Genomic DNA, 22,078 nt, shown 5'->3' with positions numbered 1-22,078 from the left:
TCTGGCTTTTTTTATGGCACGACGCGAATCGTTTATCAGAACGCGTAGCTCATACTTACCGAGACGTTACGCGGCTCGCCGTATACCGCGGAATCATCCAGGTACGAGTAGTATTCACGGTCAAACAGGTTGTTGACGTTCGCCTGCACCGCCAGCTGTTTGGTGACCTGATACTGCGCGAACAGACTAACCAGCGGATAGCTGCCCTGATACAAACGCTGCGTCGAACCGTCCGGCCCGGTCACGTCTTTATAGACGCGATTCTGCCAGTTAGCGCCGCCACCGACGGTGAGCGCAGGCATCATCGGCAGGCGATAGCGGGTGAACAGCTTCAGCTGGGTTTGCGGCGCAAAGCTGTTGTAGCGGCCGTCGCTGTCCGTGGCGACGTAGCGCGTGGCGCTGAAGGTTAATTGCAGGTTGTCGGTGACCGCACCGTTGACTTCAAACTCGGCCCCTTTGCTCACCGCGCCGCTGGTCGCACGGTACGCCTGCTCGCTAGAGCCGTTGACAAATTCGCCGCTGACCTCTTCGCCAACGTTCTCCTGCTCAATACGGAACACCGCCACGTTGGTGGTCAGCCGCCCGTCCATCCAGTCGGCCTTCAGGCCGGTTTCGTAGTTCTTGCCGGTCACCGGAGACAGCCACGTGCCGTTCACGGAGCGCTTGGTCTGCGGCGCGAAGATAGAGGTGTAGCTGGCGTAGGCCGACAGGCTTTCCGTCAGGTCATACACCAGCCCGCCGTACGGGGTGATGTTGTATTTTCGCATATCGCCGCTGCTGCCGTCGGTGCTGTACTGGGTATAGCGCGCGCCGATAATCAACGACAGCGGATCAGCCAGCGACAGACGCGCGGCGGTATAGGCCGATTTCTGGCGGACGATATCATCGGCGTTCTGGTACCAGTCGCCCCATTCCGGCTGCGCAACGCTGCCGTTCCAGTTGTTGTCGAAGATGCCTATCTGACTGGCCTCCATCGGCCCATCCTCGCTGAAGGTGGCGTTATGCTGGCGGCTGTAGCTGGCTCCGGCCATCAGCTGATGCTGGCGGCCCAGCAGCGTAAACGGCCCGCTGGCGTAGGTATCGAACGAGTCGACGGTGCGTTTACCCTTATCTTTACTGCCCCAGCCGCTCGCGCCGTCGCCGGTTTCGGCATCCGGGTTGCCCATCACGTACAGCAGCGTGTCATTAAAGGTTTGCTCGCCGTGGGTACCGTTGAAGCGGTAGGACCAGCCGTTATCCCACTCGTGGGTCAGATCGACAAACACCTTACGGGATTCAACCTGATAGCGCGTCCAGTCCGCCGCCGTGTTGGTGCTGCGGTCGTAGTGGGTACGCGTGCCGTTGCTGTAGAGGCTCGGCAGGCCGCCCCAGGTCGGGTTACCGGTGTTCGATTTCTGGTAGTCCCAGCCCAGCGACAACGTGGTGCTGTCCGTCAGATCGGCATCTACCACGCCATAGAGGAATTTTTTGGTTTTATGGTAGCGGTCAAGCCAGCTGTCCTGGTCCTGATATCCCGTGACGACGCGCCCGCGCAGGCTGCCGTCGCTGTTCAGCGGCGTGGAAAGATCGGCCACGTAACGCTGAGCGTTCCAGCTACCGTAGCTGGCGCTGATATTGCCGGTTGCCACCTTGCTGTCCGCTCTTTTGCGCACCATATTGACCGTCGCACCGGGGTCGCCCGCGCCGGTCATCAGCCCGCTGGCGCCGCGCACGATCTCAATCCGGTCGTATATGGCGGTGTCTTCCGCCGCATCGCCGTAGTTCCACGCGTCGCCCAGCGAGGTCGGAATATCGTCATAGGAGAAGTTGGTGATTTCAAAGCCGCGGGAGTAGAAATAGGTGCGTTCTGAGTCAATCTGCTGTGCGGAAATGCCGGTGGCATTAGACAGCACATTTTCTACCGTTTGCAGATCCTGATCCTGCATACGCTGGCGCGTTACGACGCTGACCGACTGCGGAATATCGCGCGGCGCCAGCGTCATTTTGGTGCCGGCATGCGTCGTTCTGACCGCATAATCCTGCTGTTCATCCGCCGTGCTTTCCGTGCCGCCGTACACGACCATATCCTGAGCGGTTTCCGCCGCCTGCGCCTGCTGAATAAAGCCGTGAATCGCCAGCGCGAGGAGCGAAACGGTTAGCGGCTTGCCGCTGATTTCCCTGCCATTAAAGAACATAACGTTTCCCATCAAATCTTGTTGTTGTGAGTGAAGCCGTTCCGCCCGCAGCGTCAGGGAATGACGCACTTTTCCGTAAGCTATTGAGCTGCATAAAAAGCGACAAAGGCAACAAATGAGAATGCCAATGATAATCACTCGCTTTAAATTACACAGAAAGTTTCGCCAGTTAAATGTAAATAAATGTATACCTGTTCTATATCAAACAGTTAATTCAGCATTGATGCTCGTATTCACCCACAGCACCTCTCGGCAGCGCAGCGGATCGCCCTGTCCTCCGTCCCCCCCTACAATTAACGGTTTGCGCATTTCATATAAATAATTATTATTCTCATTCTTATTAAAAATATCCCGTCACCTCTGCCGGGAGCCGCTTATCCAATGATGGAGTTGAGAATGGTATCGTTATTCAGCCCGCGCAAAACGGCGCTCTGCGCTGCGCTAATCGCCGCATTTACCCTGCCCGTCCTGCCTGCCGCCGCTGAGAATGCGCAGCCCGCCGAGAGCGCAAGTGCGCTGAAGACGGCTGCTTCCGTCGCCCAGCGCGAGCTTGGCGATGGCCTGTACGAAATGGCGTTCTTCCCGGCGGAAAAAGCGCTGTACGTCGCGAGCGCCCAGAGCTTTAAAGACGTGAACGGCGGCGTCATCTATCGTCTGGATCCCACCACCCTCGCCACGACCGGTACCACCCATACCGATCTGAAAAACTTCGGCATGGCGGTCGATGACAACGGTAAGGTGTTCTACGTCACCAACTCGCTGGACGCCAGCGTGTCAAAAGTGGATGCCAAAAGCGGCAAGGTGCTGCAGCGCCTGATGCTGGATGAGAAAAAAGATAAAGATGGTGACCCAACCGGCGCGCGCGAAGTGCTGTTCCACAATGGCCTGCTGTTTATCGGCCGCGTGGCCGATCCGGGCTATATCTCGGTGGTCGATGCCAGCAACATGACCGTGAAAGCGCGTATTGATAACGCAGGCAAATGGGTTACCGGCATCATTTACTCTCCGGTGACAAAACGCATCTACGCCACCAACGGCGGCGGCGAAGTGCTGGTGATCAACCCGCAAAGCTACAAGATTGAACAGCGCTGGACGCCGGGCGACGGCAAAGAGTATCTGCTGCTGAATATGGCGGAAGATCCGAAAACCGGCCGTCTGTTCGTCACCGACGATTCGAAAGCCAAAACCACGCTGGTGTTTGATGAGCACACCGGCAAGGTAATCAAGCGTATTGCAGGCGATGCGCTGGGCATCAAGTTTGACGCGCAGCGTAACGCGTTATTCATCAGCCAGCGCGAGTCGAAAAAAGTACTGCGCCTGGACGCAACCAGCTATGAAGTGAAGCAGAGCTGGGATTTCAGCACCCGTCCCAACAGCCTGCTGCTGTCTGACGATGGCAAAACGCTGTACGTGACCCTCAAGCAAGACTTCAACAAAGACAGTTCGACCAAAGGGCCGGACAGCGTCGCGCGGATTACGCTGGATTAATTCGCACCTGCACGCCGCATCAGGCGTGCAGGATTTTCTGACACAACCGGCTCAGCGCCATCCCCTGTGCCGCAATCGCCACCACCAGCGAGCCCGCTAAGAACGGATAGCGACATACCCACAGTTCGCTTCCCAGAAGCGCATCAAAGATAATATTCATTGCCAACAAACCGACCAGCACTCCACTACAAAATTTACTCTTTAGAAACATGCGCTTATTTTTCACTTTCTTTTTATACAGATTTTTTAGCCTGACTATCCCATAAAATAAATATTCAGCAAAAATAACCATCATTGATTATATTTATAACCAGTAATAGGCATTCGCTTGCTACTTTATTATTTATGGTTTACTAACCCGCCGATCATATCTGAAGTGTGTTATTTTGTAAGGGCGGATAATTAAACAATTCAGTCTGATGAATTAAACAATCCGGTCTATACAGGGATATTAGCCCTACGTATAATTTTGCGCTGTCATACATTAAGGTCAGGTTATGCTCAAGCACGTTCAGGATATGGCGCTTTTCGCGCTGCTGGTAAAAAATGGTTCCTTTACCAAAACCGCCGCTGAACTGGGTATGACTAAATCACGCGTCAGCCAACGAATCAGCGCACTTGAGGAATATCTCAACCTCCGGTTGCTTAATCGCACGACGCGCAAGATTTCACTGACCGCCGACGGCGAGCGCTATCTGGCCTACTGCCATGAAGTGGTGGATGCCAGTATCCGCGGCGATAAAACGGTGCAGGCGCTGCATAATAAGACCGGGGGTAAGCTCAAAATCATCGCGCCACCGGGGTTTATGGCCAGCATTCTGCCCGCTGTGCACCATCAGTTTTTGCAAACCCATGCGAATATTGAGCTGCAGCTGATTACCGCCGACTCGTTTTATGGCTCGGTAGGCAGCGAATTTGACGTTGCCTATCGCATCGGTAAACCGTCGGATGACACCTGCATTGGCCGCTTTCTTGGCACCTTTAGCCGCTTTATCGTCTGCACGCCGGAATACAAGGCGCAGCACGATATTCAGCGCCCGGATGAGCTACAAACCTGCGATCTGATTACCCATCGGACATGGAAAAGCATCGCCCTGTTCCAGCAGGATGAGTCCTATGAACTCACCATGCCGCTGCGCCACACCAGCGACAACCTGACCTATATTCTGCAACAGGCGCTCCAGGGAACCGGCGTCGCTATTTTGCCGGAATATATCGCCAAACCGTATTTACAAAGCGGTCAACTGGTCGCGCTATTACCGCACTGGGCCGTGCAGAAAATAGACCTGTGGATGATTTATCAGAGCAAAACTCATAATCCCACGGTGCTCCGTGACTATATCAACTTTGTGACGCAATACGACGTTCTTAACAACGCCATATAAAAGTGGATGTGCCTGCATCCAATATTGTTAAACCACTCTATCGATAAGTAAACAAAATGACTCATTGTGCTACTTCACTGGAAGAAAAATCGCTGCTGATTTTCAATCAGAAAAACAAAATGGATAAATACTGGAATATCTATTCCATGGAGCTTATCACCCAGATCACCGCCACCGAGCGGATGTATCATCACCATATTCAGCCGAGTGAGAAAGGCCGCTTAAGCGTGAACGTCTTCAGCGGGATCAATATTCATATCATTCGCTCACGGGTGTTCGGTGAAATCCAGATTCAGTTTGAGGTGGAGTCTGAGGAACTGGGGCGCATCGAGCTGCAATCGGCCTGCATTGACGTCCACGGTCATCTCGATCGCCACATTCCCTTGCAGGATAAAGCACAGGTGTTTGCGCATTATCTCGAACGCCTGCAGGTGGTTTACGACACCATTTTAGCGCTGTCACCGGATAAGGCGTAAACGATGATCGTCAGGCCAGAGCAAAGCTGGTTGCGTAAATTGTTCTCATGGCGCGGCTCCATCATGAGAAAAATCTCTCCCCAGCTTTGCTTCTTTATCATGCTTAACATCGCGTATCTGTTTGCGCTGCCGATGCTGCATCTGCACGGCATTATTGCGAAGGAAAGCTCGTTTTATTTCATCGGTATCTCTATTTCGATATCGGTGTTTCTCGGCTTTCGCAACAACACCGCGTGGCTACGCTACTGGGAAGCCCGCAAACTGTGGGGTGATTTACTGATCGTCAGCCGCTCGCTGATGCGCGAAGTGATCAACACCACCAACGCCAGCGCGGAAGAGAAAAAGGTGGTGCTGGATTTGGTAGTCACCTACTGCACCACGCTGAAGGCCAAGCTCCGTCACGGCCCGGTGCCGGTATCGCGCGCGCTCGACTATCAGCATCTCACCACCCCCTGCAACGCGCTGCTGCAAAACGTGGGGCTGTGGCTGTATCAGCATCGGCCAAACGAATTTGTGTACCGCAACTTCAACCACTATATGAATCAGATGAGCACTATCCAGGGCGGCTGCGAGCGCATCAGCAACACCCCAATTCCTTACGCCTATTCGCTGCTGCTGCACCGCACGGTGGGGATTTTTTGCGCGGTCTACCCGCTGCTGCTGATTCATGACTTTGGCTTTTTAACGCTGCTGTTCTCTATTTTTACCACCTACGCGCTGCTGGCGCTCGACGCCATCGCCACCGAGCTGGAAGACCCCTTCGGTACCGAAGACAACGACCTGCCGCTTAACGCAATTTGCAACGCCATTGAGATCGATCTCAGAGAGATGATAAAGGACAGCGTTATCCCCGCCAAAATGAAGCCAGACGCGCACTATCGTCTGCTTTAACCGCCTTGCGTGACGAGAGATAAACGGGGGTTGCAGGGGTGTACCACCGCGCTTCTCTCGTCACGCAGCCCGCTTAACGAATCACATCATAGATAGCCTTCTGTATTTGCAGCCCTTTTTTGCTTTCGGCATTGCCGATGGCCTGATTGCGCCGCTGCGCGTTATCCACCGCCAGCCGCTGGCGAGCCACCACCGCGGGCGTCGTGCAGAAGGTCTGGAGATACGATTGCCGCGTCCGGTTCAGCGGCGCGCCCTGCGACATCTCGTGTGTGAGGGTGTTGATAAACCGACGGCAGGGTTTTGGTTCGTCCATCTGCAGGCGGTAGCGCAGCAGCAGATTCAGCACCGCGTCGTACCCGGCGGACATCGCCCGATCGGTCCAGGCCAGCTGCCAGTTCATCCCGCCGCGTAAAAAGAGTTCCGCCACGTCGATATTGTTGCTGTCGATGGCCGAGCGCAGCGCATTGCTGTCCCACAGGATCCCCCGGCGGGCAAGAGCTTCACGCGGTGAAACCGCGACGCGGGATTCGGCCGCCATCGCCTGCGGCTGATGCTGCGCGGCCGCGAGCGGTGCCGGCTCCGGCGAGGCGGTAAGCAGGCCGATACCGCCCAGCACGATGCCCAGCACCGTCACACCCACCGCGCACCACAGCACGGCGGCAATTATTCGTTCGCGCGAATCGGCACGCTGCCGCTTTTTATGCGATAGCCGTTCAATGCTGTCGGGAATGGGCTGCCCGTCCAGACCGTAGCGGCGCGCAGCGTCGTGCGCCCGCTCCCAGAAGTGCTGCACCTCGCCACCGTCCGCCGCCATCAGGCTGGCCGGATTCACGCGGGTGCGGCCCTGTTCATACGCGCGCTGGACCGGCGCGGCGATCTGCTGCGCGTAAATCTCCAGCAGCAGACACTCCATTTCCCCCAGCGGCCGGTGGGACAGCACCGAGTTTCGCATCCGCCGGATATCGTCGAGAAACAAATGCAGCGTGACGCGCTGCTCGACCAGAAACGTCAGCGCAGAGGCATAGTTGAAGAGCGAAGCGAAGTACCGGGAGAACGTCTTTTTATCAACAATCAGCAGCGCCATCTCGCTGAAAGTCATTCCATCAAGTAGCTCACCCGACGGGCTACGCGAGTGCCAGCGGGCGCACGCCTGCGCGCCAAACTGCGACTTCAGAAAAGGGTGTAGATGCGGCTCGTCGGGCCAGACCTCGCCAATCAGACCCCTCAGCGTCAGCTCAACGCCCCGCAGCTGGCGCAGCGCCGATTCCTGCAGCTGTTCGGCGTCGTTGGCATAACCGGTGTTGAACATCAGCAGCGGCTGCTGCTGTTTAATCTGCTCCAGCGTGACGACAAAACGCAGCGCTGCAATCAGCTGATTCTCCGTCGCCCCCTGCCCATGTTCATACGAGGGAATACCCTGCTGAAGATGCCGGAGCTGAAGCATAAATTCACTCAGCTGGCTGTCGTTGATGCTCAAACGCTGGGCCACGGCCCCCCAGCCGCCGAGGTTCAGCCGCGCCTGATCCAGCTGTTCCAGAAACCAGCGGGGATCTTTGCCCTCCGTGACGCGGAGCTTAAGCAGGGTGAGAATTTCAATAGAGGCCTGGCGAATGATGCTCAGACAATGCTCGAAGTGCTGACCAACCTGACGCGATGACGTCGACATCTTCACGTTCCTTAACCCACAGCAAGGCCATTTCGCCTTAGGCTTAATATGTTATTTTTATGTTATTTTGGTCGTTACACCATAGCCGAAATCAGGCAAATTAACAGTCCTGTGCCACCACTCAGGATGTGAAATTATGATCGCGCTCACCACCGAACATTTAGTCTGCACGCAGCTTATCGACAGCGACTGGCCCTTCTTTCTGGCCCTCCAGCAGCACCCGCAGGTGATGCGCTATGTAGCGGATAAGCGCAGCGAGAGCGAGATCCGCGCCGCCTTTGACGCCCGTCTGCCCCACTGGTCTCCCGGCGACGCGCATTGGCTATGCCTGATGGTCCGCAATGCGCAAAACGCGCCGCTCGGCATCACCGGCTATCTTCATCGCGACGCCGACTGCGCGGAGGTGGGATTTTTATTCGCCCCTGAGGCGCAGGGACAAGGCTACGGCACCGAATCCCTGCGCGCGGTGTGCGATTATGCTTTTAGCGCCGGCGGCATCCGCCGCCTGACGGCGACGGTCACGGCAGGCAACGTGGCCTCCCGCCGCACGCTGGAGAAGCTCGGTTTCCGCCTCGAAGGTGAACTGCGCGAGAGCTATTTCCTCGCCGGTCAGTGGCACAACGACTGGCTGTTTGGCTTACTTAACCACAAATATAATCATTCACCGTCATCCGGCCAATAGTCGAGCGCCTGCGGCTCTTTTACACTTCTCTGTTCACCCACAGAGAGATCGTTATGAGCACAGGGATTACCGCAGCCAGTCCGCAGGGGCTGGAATTGATTAAGCGTTTTCAGGGGCTTTCGCTGGAGAAATACCGCGACGCGCAGGGGTTATGGCTGATTGGTTATGGCCATCTTATCCGCGATCGGGAACGCTTTGACGCAGGTATTAGTCACGCGCAGGCCGAGGCGCTATTTCAGCGTGATACGCAAGACTATCAGCAGCTGATTTGCCAGTGCGTCAACGTGCCGCTCGGCCAGCAGCAGTTCGATGCGCTGCTGTCGCTGGCGTTCAGTCTCGGGCCGGAAGGGCTACAGCGTTCGGCGATCGTACAGGCGATTAATCGCGAAGATTTTCGCGCCGCGCTGGCGGAATGGCAGCGCGAGGGTCAGCAACAAAACAGCCTGGCCTTACAGCGCCAGGCTGAATCCGCGTTATTCCAGCACGATATGCGGTAAATTCTGGCTATGGTTGAGCAGCATCGCCGCCTGCGTGCGGTTCTTTACATCCAGACGGCGGTATAAAGACTCCAGATGCGCCTTTACCGTCCCGGTACTGATATTCAGCGTTCGGCTAATCTCTTTATTGGTTTCCCCGTTAGCGAGCAGGGTTAATATTTCCCGTTGCCGATGGCTTAAACTTTCCAGCCCATGTTTGGTGTGTTCAGATTCCATTCGCCAGTCGCTGGGTAAACAAATTAACCCACGCATCACGCTTTTGATGGTCTGCACAAAAGTCTCAACGCCAGCATCGCGTGGGATAATCGCCTGCACGTTAAATGCCAGCATATTGCCAAGCCATGCCTGATTATATTCATTGACGACAATAATCCCTTTCGACTCTGGAAACTGCTGATACTTCTCCTGCAACAGCCACTGACAAAAACCCGGTTCCATTTCGCCGTCCAGAATGAGCAACGCCTCCGGATGGTGTAACAGCTGCCGCCACAGGTCATCTGCCTGACTGACGGCATAAACATCAATTCCTGGAATATGTTCCTGTAAGCTAACTTTCATTCCATGAATAAATATTGACTGCCTGTCAAACATGACTACCTGCATAACGCTTTCCCCATTAAAAATAATCAGCTCTTAATGCTCGAAAGAGTAATCCTTACGGCACAAAATAAGAACTCGCCGTTTGGCATGGGGCATTCTACGGAGATATCCGGCAATATAAACATCAAGATTATGAATACTTACACCCCTCGGGCTGCAATTACGTATTCACATAGTTCATCACACCGGGATTAAGAAAAGGATTAGAGGAAGAGCTAATAATGAATATTAATTTCACGAAATGTATTACATGGCGGGAGAAAGCGGAAGCAGAAGCTGAAATAAGTCCACCTTAGGACTTATTTCAGCATGATATGAATAATGCGGCGTGGTTACAGGAACATCCCGCCCGAGACTTCAATGCGCTGTGCGGTCATCCAGCGCAGATTGTCGCTCAGCAGCGCGGCGATAGCGTCGCCGATGTCGTCCGGCAGTCCTGTGCGACCCAGCGCGGTTTGTGAAGCCACATAGTGGTTCAGCTCTGCGTTGTCGCGCAGATGCCCGCCGCCGAAGTCGGTTTCGATCGCGCCCGGCGCAATGCTGTTCACCGAGATCCCGCGCGCGCCCAGCTCTTTCGCCTGATAACGGGTCAGCACCTCCATCGCCCCTTTCATCGATGCATAGGCCGCATATCCCGGCAGCGCAAAGCGCGCCAGCCCGGTCGAGACGTTGAGGATGCGCCCGCCGTCGGCCATCAGCGGCAGAAGCTGCTGAGTGAGGAAGAACGGCCCCTTAAAGTGAATGTTCATTAGCTCATCAAACAGCGCTTCCGAGGTCTCGGCAAACGGAGCATACAGGCCGATACCGGCATTGTTCACTAAATAATCAAACGTCTCACGCCCCCACTCCTGCTGGAGCTGGGTTTTGACCTGCCCGACGAAGGCGGCAAAGCTGGCGGTTTCGCTGACGTTCAGCTGCAATGCCACCGCTTTTGCCCCCAGTTGCGCCACTTCAGCCACTACCTGCAACGCCGCATCGCGCTGGCTGTGGTAGGTGAAAATAATATCCGTTCCCTGCGCGGCAAGCTTTAATACCGCATTTTTCCCCAATCCACGGCTGCCGCCGGTGACGATCGCAATACGCTGGTTCATAGGAAACCTCATTTCTCATGGTGTGTACGTTGAGAACAAGCTTATTAGGTGATAAAAAAACAATAAATATCTCTGATTACGCTTCACTGTCTCATCCACAACAACAATAGGTCATTGAGATGGATAAAATACACGCAATGCAGCTGTTCATCCGCGTGGCCGAACTGGAGAGTTTTTCCCGAGCGGCGGACACGCTGGGTCTTCCTAAAGGTAGCGTATCGCGGCAGATTCAGGCGCTGGAGAACCACCTTGGCTGCCGCCTGCTGCACCGCACGACCCGCCGCGTGCTACTGACTCAGGATGGGATGGTCTACTTTGAACGCGCCAAAGATCTGCTGAGCAACCTGGAGGAACTGGACAGCATGTTCCAGAGCGACCCCAGTAGCGTCAGCGGACGGTTAAGGGTGGATATGCCGATCGCCATCGCGCGTAACGTGGTCATTCCCCGGCTGCCCGACTTTTTGCAGCACTATCCCGGTATTGAACTGGAACTGAGCAGCAGCGACCGCCTGGTGGATGTGATTCGCGAAGGGTTTGACTGCGTGGTGCGCGTCGGTGCGCTGAAAGATTCCGGGCTGATTGCCCGCCCGCTCGGCAAGCTCACCCTCATCAACTGCGCCAGCCCGGCGTATCTCGCCCGCTTCGGCTATCCGGAATCACTGGAAGATCTCAGCAGCCATGCGCTGGTACACTATGCGGTGAACCTCGGCGTACGTCCGCAAGGCTTTGAAGTGGCGAGGGATAACGGCACGCAGTGGGTAAAAACCGGCGGCGTGCTGACGGTAAACAGTACCGAAACCTACCACGCGGCCTGCCTGGCAGGGCTGGGGATCATTCAGGTACCGCGCGTGGGCGTCCGTGAAGCGCTGCGCGACGGCAAACTGGTGGAGGTTCTGCCGCAGTATCGGGCCGAGCCCATGCCGGTCTCGCTGATTTACCCGCACCGCCGCAATCTGTCGCGCCGGGTACATGTACTGATGGAGTGGCTCACCGAAGTGCTGCGCGAATATGTCGATTAAGCCTCCCGGCGTCACTTCGTTCGTCCGGACTACGGCAACAGGTAGCCCGGATGAGGTGTGCAGCACCGACGCCGGGGAACCTTCTATACTCAATTAAAAGCAATGAAAAAGGAAATTCGTCCTGATGACGTCGGAAAACAACGACAAACGTCTACAGCAAAAGGCCAGCAAAGCGCTGGATACCGTCACCAGCACCGCGCAGAAGCTTCAGCGCCGCCCGGTTATCGCCCACCTGATTCGCGCCGCCGAGCGCTTCAATGACCGGATGGGTAACCAGTTCGGCGCGGCGATCACCTACTTCTCGTTCCTATCGATGATCCCGATCCTGATGGTGTCGTTTGCCGCCGCCGGTTTTATCCTCGCCTCGCACCCCACGCTGCTGCAGGATATTTTCAATAAGATCCTCAACAACGTCAGCGACCCGACGCTAGCGGCCACCTTAAAAAGCACCATCAATACCGCCGTTCAGCAGCGCACCACCGTCGGGCTGGTCGGCCTGGGGATTGCCCTCTACTCCGGCGTGAACTGGATGGGCAACCTGCGCGAAGCGATTCGCGCGCAGTCCCGCGACGTCTGGGAGCGCACGCCGCAGGACCAGGAGGCTATCTGGGTAAAATACCTGCGTGATTTCGTGTCGCTGATTGGCCTGTTGGTTGCGCTGATCGTCACGCTGTCCATCACCTCGGTGGCCGGTTCCGCCCAGCAGATGATTATCTCGGCGCTGTACCTCGACAGCATCGAGTGGCTGAAACCCGCCTGGCGGCTGATTGGCCTGGCAATCTCTATCTTCGCTAACTATCTGCTGTTCTTCTGGATTTTCTGGCGTCTGCCGCGCCATCGTCCGCGCAAGAAGGCGCTGATCCGCGGCACCTTTATCGCCGCCATCGGCTTTGAAGTGATTAAAATTATCATGACCTGGACGCTCCCCACGCTGGTGAAATCACCTTCCGGCGCGGCGTTTGGTTCGGTGCTTGGCCTGATGGCCTTCTTCTACTTCTTCGCCCGCCTGACGCTGTTCTGCGCGGCGTGGATCGCCACCGCGGAATACAAAGACGACCCGCGCATGCCGGGAAAAACCCATAGCTAAGCGCACCGCTGGGCTGAAAATTTCAGCCCAGCCTTTCGTTTCAGCATATAAATCCAGCCCGTAACTTTTATTTAACCAAAAACCAGTTTTATCATCTAAGTTATAAAAAATGTGAAGCATTTCATGGATGCTTATTTCCCGGTATAAAAATTATCCACTTTTTCCCCTTCTTAGCGTCATTTTACAATCCCGTTACAGATTGAAATGTCGCTTTTGCTATGTCTAATATGGCCTTTCGTTCGCTATAAATATTAGAAAACACTATGACCAGCACAACACTCGACAACGACCAGGCAACCGCTCCGGTTAACTCGCGCAATATAGTCGTCGTGGCCTCGCTTATCGGCACCGCCATTGAGTTTTTCGACTTCTATATTTACGCCACCGCAGCGGTCATCGTCTTCCCGCACATCTTCTTCCCGCAGGGTGACCCGGCGGCGGCAACGCTGCAATCGCTGGCAACGTTCGCCATTGCGTTCGTCGCGCGCCCTATCGGTTCCGCGCTATTTGGTCACTTCGGCGACCGCGTTGGCCGCAAGGTGACGCTGGTTGCGTCGCTGCTGACGATGGGGATCTCGACCGTTGTCATCGGCCTGCTGCCGAGCTATGAATCGATCGGCATTCTGGCGCCGATGCTGCTGGCGCTGGCGCGCTTTGGGCAGGGTCTGGGCTTAGGCGGTGAATGGGGCGGCGCGGCGCTGCTGGCCACCGAAAACGCCCCGCCGCGTAAGCGCGCGCTGTACGGCTCCTTCCCGCAGCTGGGCGCGCCGATTGGCTTCTTCTTTGCCAACGGCACCTTCCTGCTGCTCTCCTGGCTGCTGAGCGACGAGCAGTTCATGACCTGGGGCTGGCGCGTACCGTTTATTTTCTCGGCCGTGCTGGTCATCATCGGCCTGTACGTGCGCGTATCGCTGCATGAGACGCCGGTATTCGCCAAAGTCGCCGCCGCGAAGAAGCAGGTCAAAGTGCCGATGGGTACCCTGCTCAGCAAGCACGTGCGCGTGACGGTACTCGGCACCTTTATCATGCTGGCTACCTATACGCTGTTCTACATCATGACCGTCTATTCCATGACCTACAGCACCGCCGCCGTGCCGAATGGCCTGGGCCTGCCGCGTAACGAAGTGCTGTGGATGCTGATGCTGGCGGTGATTGGCTTTGGCGTGATGGTGCCGATCGCGGGCCTACTGGCAGACCGTTTCGGTCGTCGCCCAAGCATGATCGTGATTACCAGCCTGATTATCATTTTCGCGCTGTTCTTCTTCCAGCCGCTGCTGGGCTCCGGTAATCCGGCGCTGATTATGCTGTACCTGCTGGTCGGCCTGAGCCTGATGGGGCTGACCTTTGGCCCAATGGGGGCGCTGCTGCCGGAGCTGTGCCCGACGGAAGTCCGCTATACCGGCGCTTCCTTCTCCTACAACGTGTCGTCGATTCTGGGCGCATCGGTCGCGCCGTATATCGCGGCCTGGCTGCAGTCGAACTATGGGCTGGCCGCGGTTGGCATCTATTTGGCTTGCATGGCCGCGCTAACGCTGATTGCGCTGCTGTTAACCCATGAGACGCGCCATCAGTCGCTGTGATTGATTGACCGGATAGCGGCGCAGCCGCGCCCTATCCGGCCTGACTCCTCTTATTTCTTCATCTGCGTCAGAATCGTCCGGCACTGGTTTGCCTCGCCTTCGGAGGGGGAAATCAGTGCCAGCAGCGCGGCGGCCGGCGTGACCAGCGTCGCCAGCGCGGCGGCGACGGCGCCACGTGCGATAAGCGGCCCCGCTTTCACCCCAGCCTGCGGATTCTTGAAGGTGCCGCGCACGTACAGCGGCGAGCGCAGGGTAATAATGCGGATGCCTTTACTTTCCGGGTCGATGGTTAAATCCAGCTGCTCAGAGGCGAAGCTTGCCGTGCCGCTGATGCTAATAAGCGCGTTCTCCGTATCGAAGGCGAAAATCTGCGGACGCGCCACGCCGTTGACGATATCGAGGTTGGCCGCCGCGCAGTTCACCCGCACTTCATCATCGCCAAAAATCTGCCCGACAATAAAGTTACCGACGTTCAGGCCCACAATCTCCATCAGGTTACGGCTGATTAAACCATCGTTCATCAGCAGCTTCAGGTTGCCGTTGCTGTTGCCGAGCAGCGCCGCGACGGAGTTGCCGGTACCGCGAAGCTCGGCGTCGCCGTTCATCTCGCCGAGGGTTTTCTGCATCAGCTCAACGTCCGGCATCAGCTCTTTCAGCTTCAGGCGGCGGGCCTGAATATCCGCCTGCCCCTGCATCGGTTTTTTATCTCCTCGCAGATGAATGTTGGCGTTGATGCTGCCGCCCGCCAGCCCCAGCTTCAGCGGTTGCAGACGCAGGTCGGCGTTTTTCAGCACGATGTGGGTGGAGAGATCGCTAATCGGCAGGCTGCTGCCGTGCTCAATACGCCGCCCCTTGAAGCGGACGTCGGCGTCCATCACGTTCCATTTATCGGTTTCGAAGCGGTCATACGGCAGCACTTTGTCCGCCGGCTGAATGCTTTTCTCGCCCTTTTTCTGCTCCGCGCGCTTCGACTGTTCCGCGCCTTTGCCGGAATCAACGCCAATCAGCGGGCCTAAATCCGCCAGCCGCAGCTGTCGCGACTCCAGATCGCCTTCCAGCTTCGGACGCGGCTTACCGGTGGTGTAGCTGAGCGAACCATGAATGTCGCTATCGCCAATCCGCCCGTTAAAGCCGCGGTAGTCAAAGACTGAGGATTTTTGGCTATCGATTTTCGCCACCAGCCGACCGTCGGTCTCAAACGGCGGCGTATCCGGCAACAGCACGCCGGTCAGGTCATACAGATCCGCCAGCGAATCGCCGGAAAATTTCAGCTGCAGATCGACGCCGCCCATTTTCATCGGGTCATTCACCACCCCGGCAAACGCCACCCGGGTATTACCGGAACGGAAATCGGCCTGCACCGGGAACGAGGCATCCGCGCCGCGCAGCGCCAGCATGCCGCCAATTTTCCCCGTACCGCTCAGCGGTTCGCCGTTATAGCGCCCTTTCGCCTTCAGGCCAAAAACGTAATCCTCAACGTTGGATTTTTCATTTTTACCTTTGCTGCCCGTCACCTCGCTAAACGGCAGCGGCTTGCCCAGCGGATCGACAAGGATCTCGATATCCGCCTTGCTGACCTTGTCATCAATCGCGATCCGCCCCTGATCGAAGAGAATATTGTCGAGGCGGAAAGACCAGCTGGAGGGCTGTGCGTTGGGGTCCTGCTGCTTGCCTCCGGCGAGATTAAAGGTCCAGTTATTGTTTTTTTCGGACAGGCGAATCAGCCGCGCGTCGGGCTTCACCAGCTTAACCCACGGCAGCCAGACGGTTTTGGTCAGCAGCGCCAGCGGCGCGAGCGTGGCTTCCACGCGGGGCAGATGGACCATCGTTTTATCGGGGATGTCCGGCGGGTTGCCGAGGGTAATATCTTCCGCGTGGACGTGCGGCCACGGCACCCAGCTTCGCCAGCCGGTTTCCTGCTTCTGGCGTTCCCATACCACGCCTAAATCGCCGCGGATGGCGAATGGACGGTTGAGTTCCGTAGAGACTTTCTGGTTGATGGTCGGTTTGAGTCGGTTCCAGTCAAATGTCGCAATCACCACGATGAGTACGACGATCAACAACAAGAAAGTCCCTGTTATCGCGGCGGCAATTTTGCCTGCTCTGGTCATATGCTGCTTCCTCTGTTCTTCCCTTGCCTGTCCTAAAGATAGTCCAGACGGGCAGATTTAGCGGAAACAGCCCGATTCAAAGTGACAAGAACACCTCATCAAGATGGGCGAACGGTACCGGACGCGAGAGGAAATAGCCCTGCGCCGCATGGGCGGGCGACTGCTGCACCTCCCGCCACTCTTCCAGCGTCTCTACGCCTTCGACGATCACCCCTTCGCAGTAGCGGTTCATCAGCTCCAGCAGCAGAATAAACAGCTTGCGGCCTTCCGGGGTTTTGCGCAGCATGATGAACAGGTCGCGCGCCACTTTGATGTAGTCATAGCGCACTTCATTCAGCGCCGAGAAGTTCGCCATCCCGGTGCCAAAATCATCCAGCCACAGCGGGCCGAATTCGCACAGCGAGGCCACCGAAGAGTCCTGCGGCAGCGGCATATGTTCCACCAGCTCGAAGCGCAGCCACGGCAGCGTTTCAATCATCGTTCTCAGGATCCGGTCCTGGCGCATTTCCAGCAGCGTAGGCGCGTCCACGTTTACCGACGCCAGCACCTTATTCTGTTCAAAGAATTGTTTCTTTTTTGCCAGCATCGCCACCTGTTCTTTGATGACGTGGATCCGCTGGCCGATGGCGACGGCGGCGAAGTAACGATCCGGGGCAATACGCTTTTGCGGTTGAGAGGGATGGGTCACTATCGTTAGCACTTCGATCGCCATCAGGCGGCCTTGCGTGGTGTAGATAGGCTGGTAGGTATAGACGCGCTCACACTCTTGCCAATAACGCAGCTGCTGTAGGCTTTCTAGCTCCGCATCAGGAACTCTCGCCCGCTGGCTCACCTGCTTTAACGTCATTTAGGCTTCCTGTGAATAGAGGGTCTGAGGGTCTGGTGTTAAGGTTATCGGCGTTGCGATTGAGAACTTTATGTTCAACGCGGGCATTTTATTTTCCCCCAACGCGGACAAATACGTCGTAACACGCGCTAGCTCAAAAAAAATAATGGAACGATGTTTTAATATAGTTGACCATCGATTAGCCACAGCGCACACTACGAAAAATTTACCGAATCAGGTTGATGACTATGTCCAAAAAAATTGCCGTGATTGGCGAATGCATGATTGAGCTGTCCGAGAAGGGCGCACAAGTTAACCGCGGCTTCGGCGGCGACACCTTAAATACGTCCGTCTATATCGCGCGCCAGGTCTCCCCTGCAGAACTCAGCGTCAACTACGTGACCGCGCTGGGTACCGACACCTTCAGCCAGCAGATGATGGACGCCTGGCAGGCAGAGAACGTCAAAACCGACCTGATTCAACGCATGAGCGACCGTATGCCGGGCCTGTACTACATCGAAACCGATGACACCGGCGAGCGTACCTTCTACTACTGGCGTAACGAAGCCGCGGCAAAGTTCTGGCTGGAGAGCGAGCAGTCTGCCGCTATCTGCGAGCAGCTGGCAGGCTTTGACTACCTCTACCTGAGCGGCATCAGCCTGGCGATTTTAAGCCCGTCCAGCCGTGAAAAACTGCTGGCGCTGCTGAAGCAGTGCCGCGCGAACGGCGGGAAAGTCATCTTTGACAACAACTACCGTCCGCGCCTGTGGGCCAGCAAAGAAGAGACGCAGCAGGTTTATCAGCAGATGCTGCAATGCACCGATATCGCCTTCCTGACCCTCGACGACGAAGACGCGCTGTGGGGCGAGAAGCCGGTTGAAGAAGTGATTGCTCGTACTCAGGCCGCAGGCGTGAGCGAAGTGGTTGTGAAACGCGGCGCCGACTCCTGCCTGGTGGCGATTACCGGCGAAGCGCTGGTTGACGTACCGGCGGTTAAGCTGCCGAAAGAGAAAGTGGTTGATACCACGGCGGCGGGTGACTCCTTCAGCGCAGGCTACCTGTCCGTGCGCCTGACCGGCGGCGACGCGGCGGCGGCGGCAAAACGCGGCCACCTGACGGCCAGCACCGTCATTCAGCACCGCGGGGCGATTATTCCGCGCGACGCGATGCCTGCTTAAGGTTTCGGGTAGGAAAGAACCTCTTCCGGTTGGGAGAGGTTTTTTTTCGTCTGGAGAATAGGTGCAGAGGTTTCCCCTCACCCCGGCCCTCTCCCCAGAGGGGCGAGGGAGAAAAGCAGGATGTGCAAACCGCAAGATTGAGCGAAGGAGAAAAGCGGACCTCAGCATGTGCACGATCGGTCCCCTCTCCCCATTGGGGAGAGGGTTAGGGTGAGGGGGCATGCACCGGGCAAATTACTGCGCCGGCGGAATATCCGTCACATCCTGATGGCTCTCATCCGCAGCCGACGCGGCCTCAGCCTTCTCCGCCAGCATGATCTTGCTCCAGGTATCCTGGAGATCCTTCATATTGAACTCCGGCTCGCCGGTAGGCTGCTGTAAAATCAGCGCCATATCCTGCGACAGCTGCTGGCGCAGATCCTGATTCAGCATCTCCAGCGTCAGCGAATCGAGGAAGCTCTGACGCAGCTTCTGATACTGCTCCGGCGCGATATCCACCACCTGATTTTGCAGCGAACGCATGCGTTGGCCAATCAGCACGTCGGTATCCATGCGCGCGTAGGTGGCAAACAGCTTTTGCAGCTCGAGCTTTTTCTGAGCGACCAGCGCGTCAAATTCATCCTGCGGCAGACCGTTATCGCGAACGTTGGCCAGCTCACGCGCCACCAGCCCCAGATTGCCTTCCAGCTTCTCGCCCGGCGAATCGAGGTTAATGCCGCACTGCGCGCGCAGGTACAGCACGCGGCAGTCGAAGCCCAGACCGATATCTTTGGTGTTGGTACGGCTCAGCTTCTGCTGCACGTGCCAGAACAGCGCTTCGCGAGACAGGTCGGCGCGCCAGTAGCGCAGCAGCGCCGCCGATTCGCGGATAGGGGTCCACGGCGCGTCCCACATGATGGATAAACGGTCCTGACGCACCGCGTTGGTCATAATGCTCACCGCTTCCGGGCGCAGCGGCGACAGCGTCGGCATGGCCGCCGGCGTTTCACGTTTGCCCTTCAGCTCGCCAAAAGCCTTGCTAATCTGTTCAATGGTGGCACGGCTGTCGACGTTGCCGACCACGATCAGCGTCATGGCGTCCGGGGTGTACCATTTCTGATAAAAATCGGCCACCTGCTTGGCATCAACCGGCATCTTCAGCGGTTCAGCCGGGTCGTGGCCGAGCATGGTTGAGCCTTTCAGGCGGTAGCGCCACCAGCCCTCTTTGGTATCCTGCGGCCAGGTCGCGACCATATCCTGCACGCTCAGCGCGTAGTTGACGCTTTCCTGGGTGATATTTGGCTTGCCCAGCGAGCTCGCCAGCCAGTTCAGCGCCTCTTTTTGCAGATCGCTGCGGTTATTCGGCAGGCTCAGGTTAAAGCGGGTGTAATCATACGAGACGATCGCCGGCGGCAGCGGGCGCTTCGGGTCAATGCCCTGTTGCCACATTGAGCGCGCCTGCATGGTTGGCAGGCTGCCGCTTTGGGTCAGCGCGATACGCGGAATAAGGTGGCTGAAGCCGGTCTGCTGAGCGCTTTCATTCAGCGAACCAATATCAATAGAGAGCCGAATTTCTACACGGTCACTCGGGCGCTGCGGCGTGGCGAGAACCTGCCACTGAAAACCGTTAGACAGCGTGCCTTGTTGCCAGGCCGGGTCCGGCTGGAGCGCTTCTGCCTGCACATAGCTGGACGCTGCCATCATCAGCAAACCACCGGCTAAAAGTCGAATTGTTGTGCCCTGCATGTGAACCCCTGATGAACGTTCCTGGTTACAAAGACAACCGCCATAGAGCGATTGCCTAAAATAATGAAGTAAATACGTCAGTTAGACCACACGATCGCAAAAACGTCACATGGCTAAGGAAAATAAAGTTTACGACGGCCATAGGCTATCACAGCCCATTCATGACGCCGCCTCATTATGCGCAGGAGCCCGCACTCCAGCAAGGGAGTACGGGCGGAACTCAGAGGATTAAGAGGATAATTCGTGCGGTTTTTTGGCGGTCGGACGGTTATTGAGCACGTCGTCCAACTGTTTAGCATCCAGCTGTTTCACGCGTTTCGCCACCACGATGGTCGCCACGCCGTTACCGATCAGGTTGGTCAGCGCACGCGCTTCAGACATAAAGCGGTCGATCCCCAGAATCAGGGCCAGGCCGGCAACCGGTAAATGCCCTACCGCCGAGATGGTCGCCGCCAGCACGATAAAGCCGCTGCCGGTCACCCCGGCCGCCCCTTTCGACGAAAGCAGCAACACCACCAGCAACGTCACCTGATGGAAAATATCCATGTGGCTATTGGTCGCCTGGGCGATAAACACCGCCGCCATCGTCAGGTAAATGGAAGTCCCGTCGAGGTTAAACGAGTAGCCGGTCGGGATTACCAGCCCCACTACCGATTTACGGCAGCCCAGTTTTTCCATCTTATCGAGCATACGCGGCAGCGCGGACTCCGAGGAGGACGTTCCCAGCACAATCAGCAGTTCTTCTTTGATGTAGCGAATAAATTTGAAAATGCTGAAGCCGGTCGCGCGGGCAATCGAGCCCAGCACCACCACCACAAACAGGATACAGGTGATATAGAAGCAGATGATGAGCTGACCGAGCTGCACCAGCGTGCCCACGCCGTATTTACCGATGGTGAAGGCCATCGCCCCGAACGCGCCGATGGGCGCCAGGCGCATGATCATGTTGATGATGCCGAAGATGACCTGCGAGAAACTTTCAATGACGTTGAAAATCAGCTGGCCCTTGTTACCCAGGCGGTGCAGCGCAAAGCCAAACATCACCGCAAACAGCAGCACCTGCAGGATGTTACCGCTCGCAAAGGCGCCAATGACGCTCGACGGAATAATATCCATCAGGAAGGCGATAATACCCTGGTCCTTCGCCTGCTCCGCGTACATGGCGACCGCTTTGGCGTCAAGCGTCGCCGGGTCAACGTTCATCCCTGCGCCGGGTTGCACCAGGTTAACAATCACCAGACCAATAATCAGGGCGATGGTACTGACCACTTCAAAGTACAGCAGCGCCACCGCGCCGGTGCGGCCAACCGCTTTCATGCTTTCCATGCCAGCGATTCCCGTCACTACGGTACAAAAGATAACCGGCGCGATAATCATTTTAATCAGTTTGACGAAGGCATCGCCGAGCGGTTTCATTTGTGCGCCTATTTCCGGGTAATAGTGACCGAGCAGCACGCCGATCACTATCGCCGTCAGCACCTGGAAATAGAGGCTTTTGAAGAAAGAGGTTTTCATAGGATGTCCTTAAGCTATAGCCACAGGAAAAGTAGGGGTTATTTTCACCTGTGAGCACAAAATAACATCCGAGAAACATAATCGAAA

General features: G+C 56.5%; 19 protein-coding genes. 10 read left to right on the top strand and 9 right to left on the bottom strand.

Annotated elements, in window-relative coordinates:
• Window positions 1–35: 35 nt before the first annotated feature.
• Window positions 36–2,174: a ferric-rhodotorulic acid/ferric-coprogen receptor FhuE gene (gene fhuE, locus ACK5JN_RS04900; protein ID WP_416869122.1), complete on the bottom strand. Its 2,139-nt coding sequence runs from the start codon at window positions 2,172–2,174 to the stop codon at window positions 36–38.
• A 396-nt stretch (window positions 2,175–2,570) separates the two neighbouring features.
• On the opposite strand from fhuE, the gene ACK5JN_RS04895 reads away from it, so the two are divergent.
• On the top strand, window positions 2,571–3,662 hold the full coding sequence (locus ACK5JN_RS04895) for a YncE family protein (RefSeq protein ID WP_416869121.1): 1,092 nt from the start codon (window positions 2,571–2,573) through the stop codon (window positions 3,660–3,662).
• A gap of 19 nt (window positions 3,663–3,681) precedes the next feature.
• On the opposite strand, the gene ACK5JN_RS04890 is transcribed toward ACK5JN_RS04895, so the two are convergent.
• Window positions 3,682–3,822 carry a hypothetical protein gene (locus tag ACK5JN_RS04890; protein WP_416869120.1) on the bottom strand — a complete coding sequence of 47 codons (141 nt, stop codon included), beginning with the start codon at window positions 3,820–3,822 and terminating at the stop codon, window positions 3,682–3,684.
• Window positions 3,823–4,159: 337 nt separating this feature from the next.
• On the opposite strand from ACK5JN_RS04890, the gene ACK5JN_RS04885 reads away from it, so the two are divergent.
• Genes ACK5JN_RS04885 through ACK5JN_RS04875 form a run of 3 tightly spaced genes read left to right on the top strand, consistent with a single transcriptional unit; the run spans window position 4,160 to window position 6,414 of the window.
• Window positions 4,160–5,047 carry a LysR family transcriptional regulator gene (locus ACK5JN_RS04885; protein ID WP_416869119.1) on the top strand — a complete coding sequence of 296 codons (888 nt, stop codon included), beginning with the start codon at window positions 4,160–4,162 and terminating at the stop codon, window positions 5,045–5,047.
• A gap of 56 nt (window positions 5,048–5,103) precedes the next feature.
• Window positions 5,104–5,523 (top strand): hypothetical protein, encoded by a 420-nt coding sequence (locus ACK5JN_RS04880; RefSeq protein ID WP_416869118.1) that lies wholly within the window; start codon window positions 5,104–5,106, stop codon window positions 5,521–5,523.
• A gap of 3 nt (window positions 5,524–5,526) precedes the next feature.
• The gene (locus ACK5JN_RS04875; RefSeq protein ID WP_416869117.1) at window positions 5,527–6,414 is read left to right on the top strand and encodes a bestrophin family protein; all 888 of its coding nucleotides are present in this window, start codon (window positions 5,527–5,529) and stop codon (window positions 6,412–6,414) included.
• A gap of 73 nt (window positions 6,415–6,487) precedes the next feature.
• On the opposite strand, the gene ACK5JN_RS04870 is transcribed toward ACK5JN_RS04875, so the two are convergent.
• Window positions 6,488–8,080 (bottom strand): STY4199 family HEPN domain-containing protein, encoded by a 1,593-nt coding sequence (locus tag ACK5JN_RS04870; RefSeq protein ID WP_416869116.1) that lies wholly within the window; start codon window positions 8,078–8,080, stop codon window positions 6,488–6,490.
• 136 nt (window positions 8,081–8,216) lie between these two features.
• Here ACK5JN_RS04870 and ACK5JN_RS04865 point away from each other — a divergent pair, with 136 nt between their 5' ends.
• Complete coding sequence (locus ACK5JN_RS04865; RefSeq protein WP_416869115.1) at window positions 8,217–8,762, top strand: GNAT family N-acetyltransferase; 546 nt, start codon at window positions 8,217–8,219, stop codon at window positions 8,760–8,762.
• 53 nt (window positions 8,763–8,815) lie between these two features.
• Window positions 8,816–9,259, top strand: coding sequence for a lysozyme (locus tag ACK5JN_RS04860; protein ID WP_416869114.1), 444 nt, complete (start codon window positions 8,816–8,818; stop codon window positions 9,257–9,259).
• On the opposite strand, the gene ACK5JN_RS04855 is transcribed toward ACK5JN_RS04860, so the two are convergent.
• Together ACK5JN_RS04855 and ACK5JN_RS04850 are read right to left on the bottom strand one after the other, a co-directional pair.
• Window positions 9,236–9,862, bottom strand: coding sequence for a LuxR C-terminal-related transcriptional regulator (locus ACK5JN_RS04855; protein ID WP_416869113.1), 627 nt, complete (start codon window positions 9,860–9,862; stop codon window positions 9,236–9,238). The two genes, ACK5JN_RS04860 and ACK5JN_RS04855, sit on opposite strands and share 24 nt — an antisense overlap.
• Before the next feature lie 329 nt (window positions 9,863–10,191).
• Window positions 10,192–10,950, bottom strand: coding sequence for an SDR family NAD(P)-dependent oxidoreductase (locus tag ACK5JN_RS04850; RefSeq protein ID WP_416869112.1), 759 nt, complete (start codon window positions 10,948–10,950; stop codon window positions 10,192–10,194).
• A gap of 119 nt (window positions 10,951–11,069) precedes the next feature.
• Between ACK5JN_RS04850 and ACK5JN_RS04845 the strand changes: the two genes are divergently transcribed.
• The 3 genes from ACK5JN_RS04845 (at window position 11,070) to ACK5JN_RS04835 (ending at window position 14,636) form a co-directional block, all read left to right on the top strand.
• A complete protein-coding gene (locus ACK5JN_RS04845) occupies window positions 11,070–11,969 on the top strand; it encodes a LysR family transcriptional regulator (RefSeq protein ID WP_416869111.1) in 900 nt (299 codons plus the stop codon).
• Window positions 11,970–12,093: 124 nt separating this feature from the next.
• A complete protein-coding gene (gene yhjD / locus ACK5JN_RS04840) occupies window positions 12,094–13,056 on the top strand; it encodes an inner membrane protein YhjD (RefSeq protein WP_416869110.1) in 963 nt (320 codons plus the stop codon).
• A gap of 263 nt (window positions 13,057–13,319) precedes the next feature.
• Window positions 13,320–14,636, top strand: a complete 1,317-nt coding sequence (locus ACK5JN_RS04835; RefSeq protein ID WP_416869109.1) for an MFS transporter — start codon at window positions 13,320–13,322, stop codon at window positions 14,634–14,636.
• 50 nt (window positions 14,637–14,686) lie between these two features.
• On the opposite strand, the gene ACK5JN_RS04830 is transcribed toward ACK5JN_RS04835, so the two are convergent.
• The gene (locus ACK5JN_RS04830; protein WP_416869108.1) at window positions 14,687–16,747 is read right to left on the bottom strand and encodes an AsmA family protein; all 2,061 of its coding nucleotides are present in this window, start codon (window positions 16,745–16,747) and stop codon (window positions 14,687–14,689) included.
• A 76-nt stretch (window positions 16,748–16,823) separates the two neighbouring features.
• A complete protein-coding gene (pdeH, locus tag ACK5JN_RS04825) occupies window positions 16,824–17,594 on the bottom strand; it encodes a cyclic-guanylate-specific phosphodiesterase (RefSeq protein WP_416869107.1) in 771 nt (256 codons plus the stop codon).
• A 227-nt stretch (window positions 17,595–17,821) separates the two neighbouring features.
• Here pdeH and ACK5JN_RS04820 point away from each other — a divergent pair, with 227 nt between their 5' ends.
• Window positions 17,822–18,751 carry a sugar kinase gene (locus ACK5JN_RS04820; protein ID WP_416869106.1) on the top strand — a complete coding sequence of 310 codons (930 nt, stop codon included), beginning with the start codon at window positions 17,822–17,824 and terminating at the stop codon, window positions 18,749–18,751.
• Between the two features lie 234 nt (window positions 18,752–18,985).
• Here ACK5JN_RS04820 and ACK5JN_RS04815 read toward each other — a convergent pair whose 3' ends face one another.
• Both ACK5JN_RS04815 and ACK5JN_RS04810 read right to left on the bottom strand, forming a co-directional pair.
• The gene (locus ACK5JN_RS04815) at window positions 18,986–20,476 is read right to left on the bottom strand and encodes a M16 family metallopeptidase (RefSeq protein WP_416869105.1); all 1,491 of its coding nucleotides are present in this window, start codon (window positions 20,474–20,476) and stop codon (window positions 18,986–18,988) included.
• Between the two features lie 228 nt (window positions 20,477–20,704).
• Complete coding sequence (locus tag ACK5JN_RS04810; protein WP_416869104.1) at window positions 20,705–21,991, bottom strand: dicarboxylate/amino acid:cation symporter; 1,287 nt, start codon at window positions 21,989–21,991, stop codon at window positions 20,705–20,707.
• Window positions 21,992–22,078: the final 87 nt, after the last annotated feature.

Origin of the sequence: Kluyvera sp. (assembly GCF_047971185.1) — a bacterium.
Lineage (GTDB): Bacteria > Pseudomonadota > Gammaproteobacteria > Enterobacterales > Enterobacteriaceae > Kluyvera.
The sequence above is the reverse complement of the archived record's forward strand: the minus strand, read 5'-3'. Positions and strand labels throughout refer to the sequence as shown.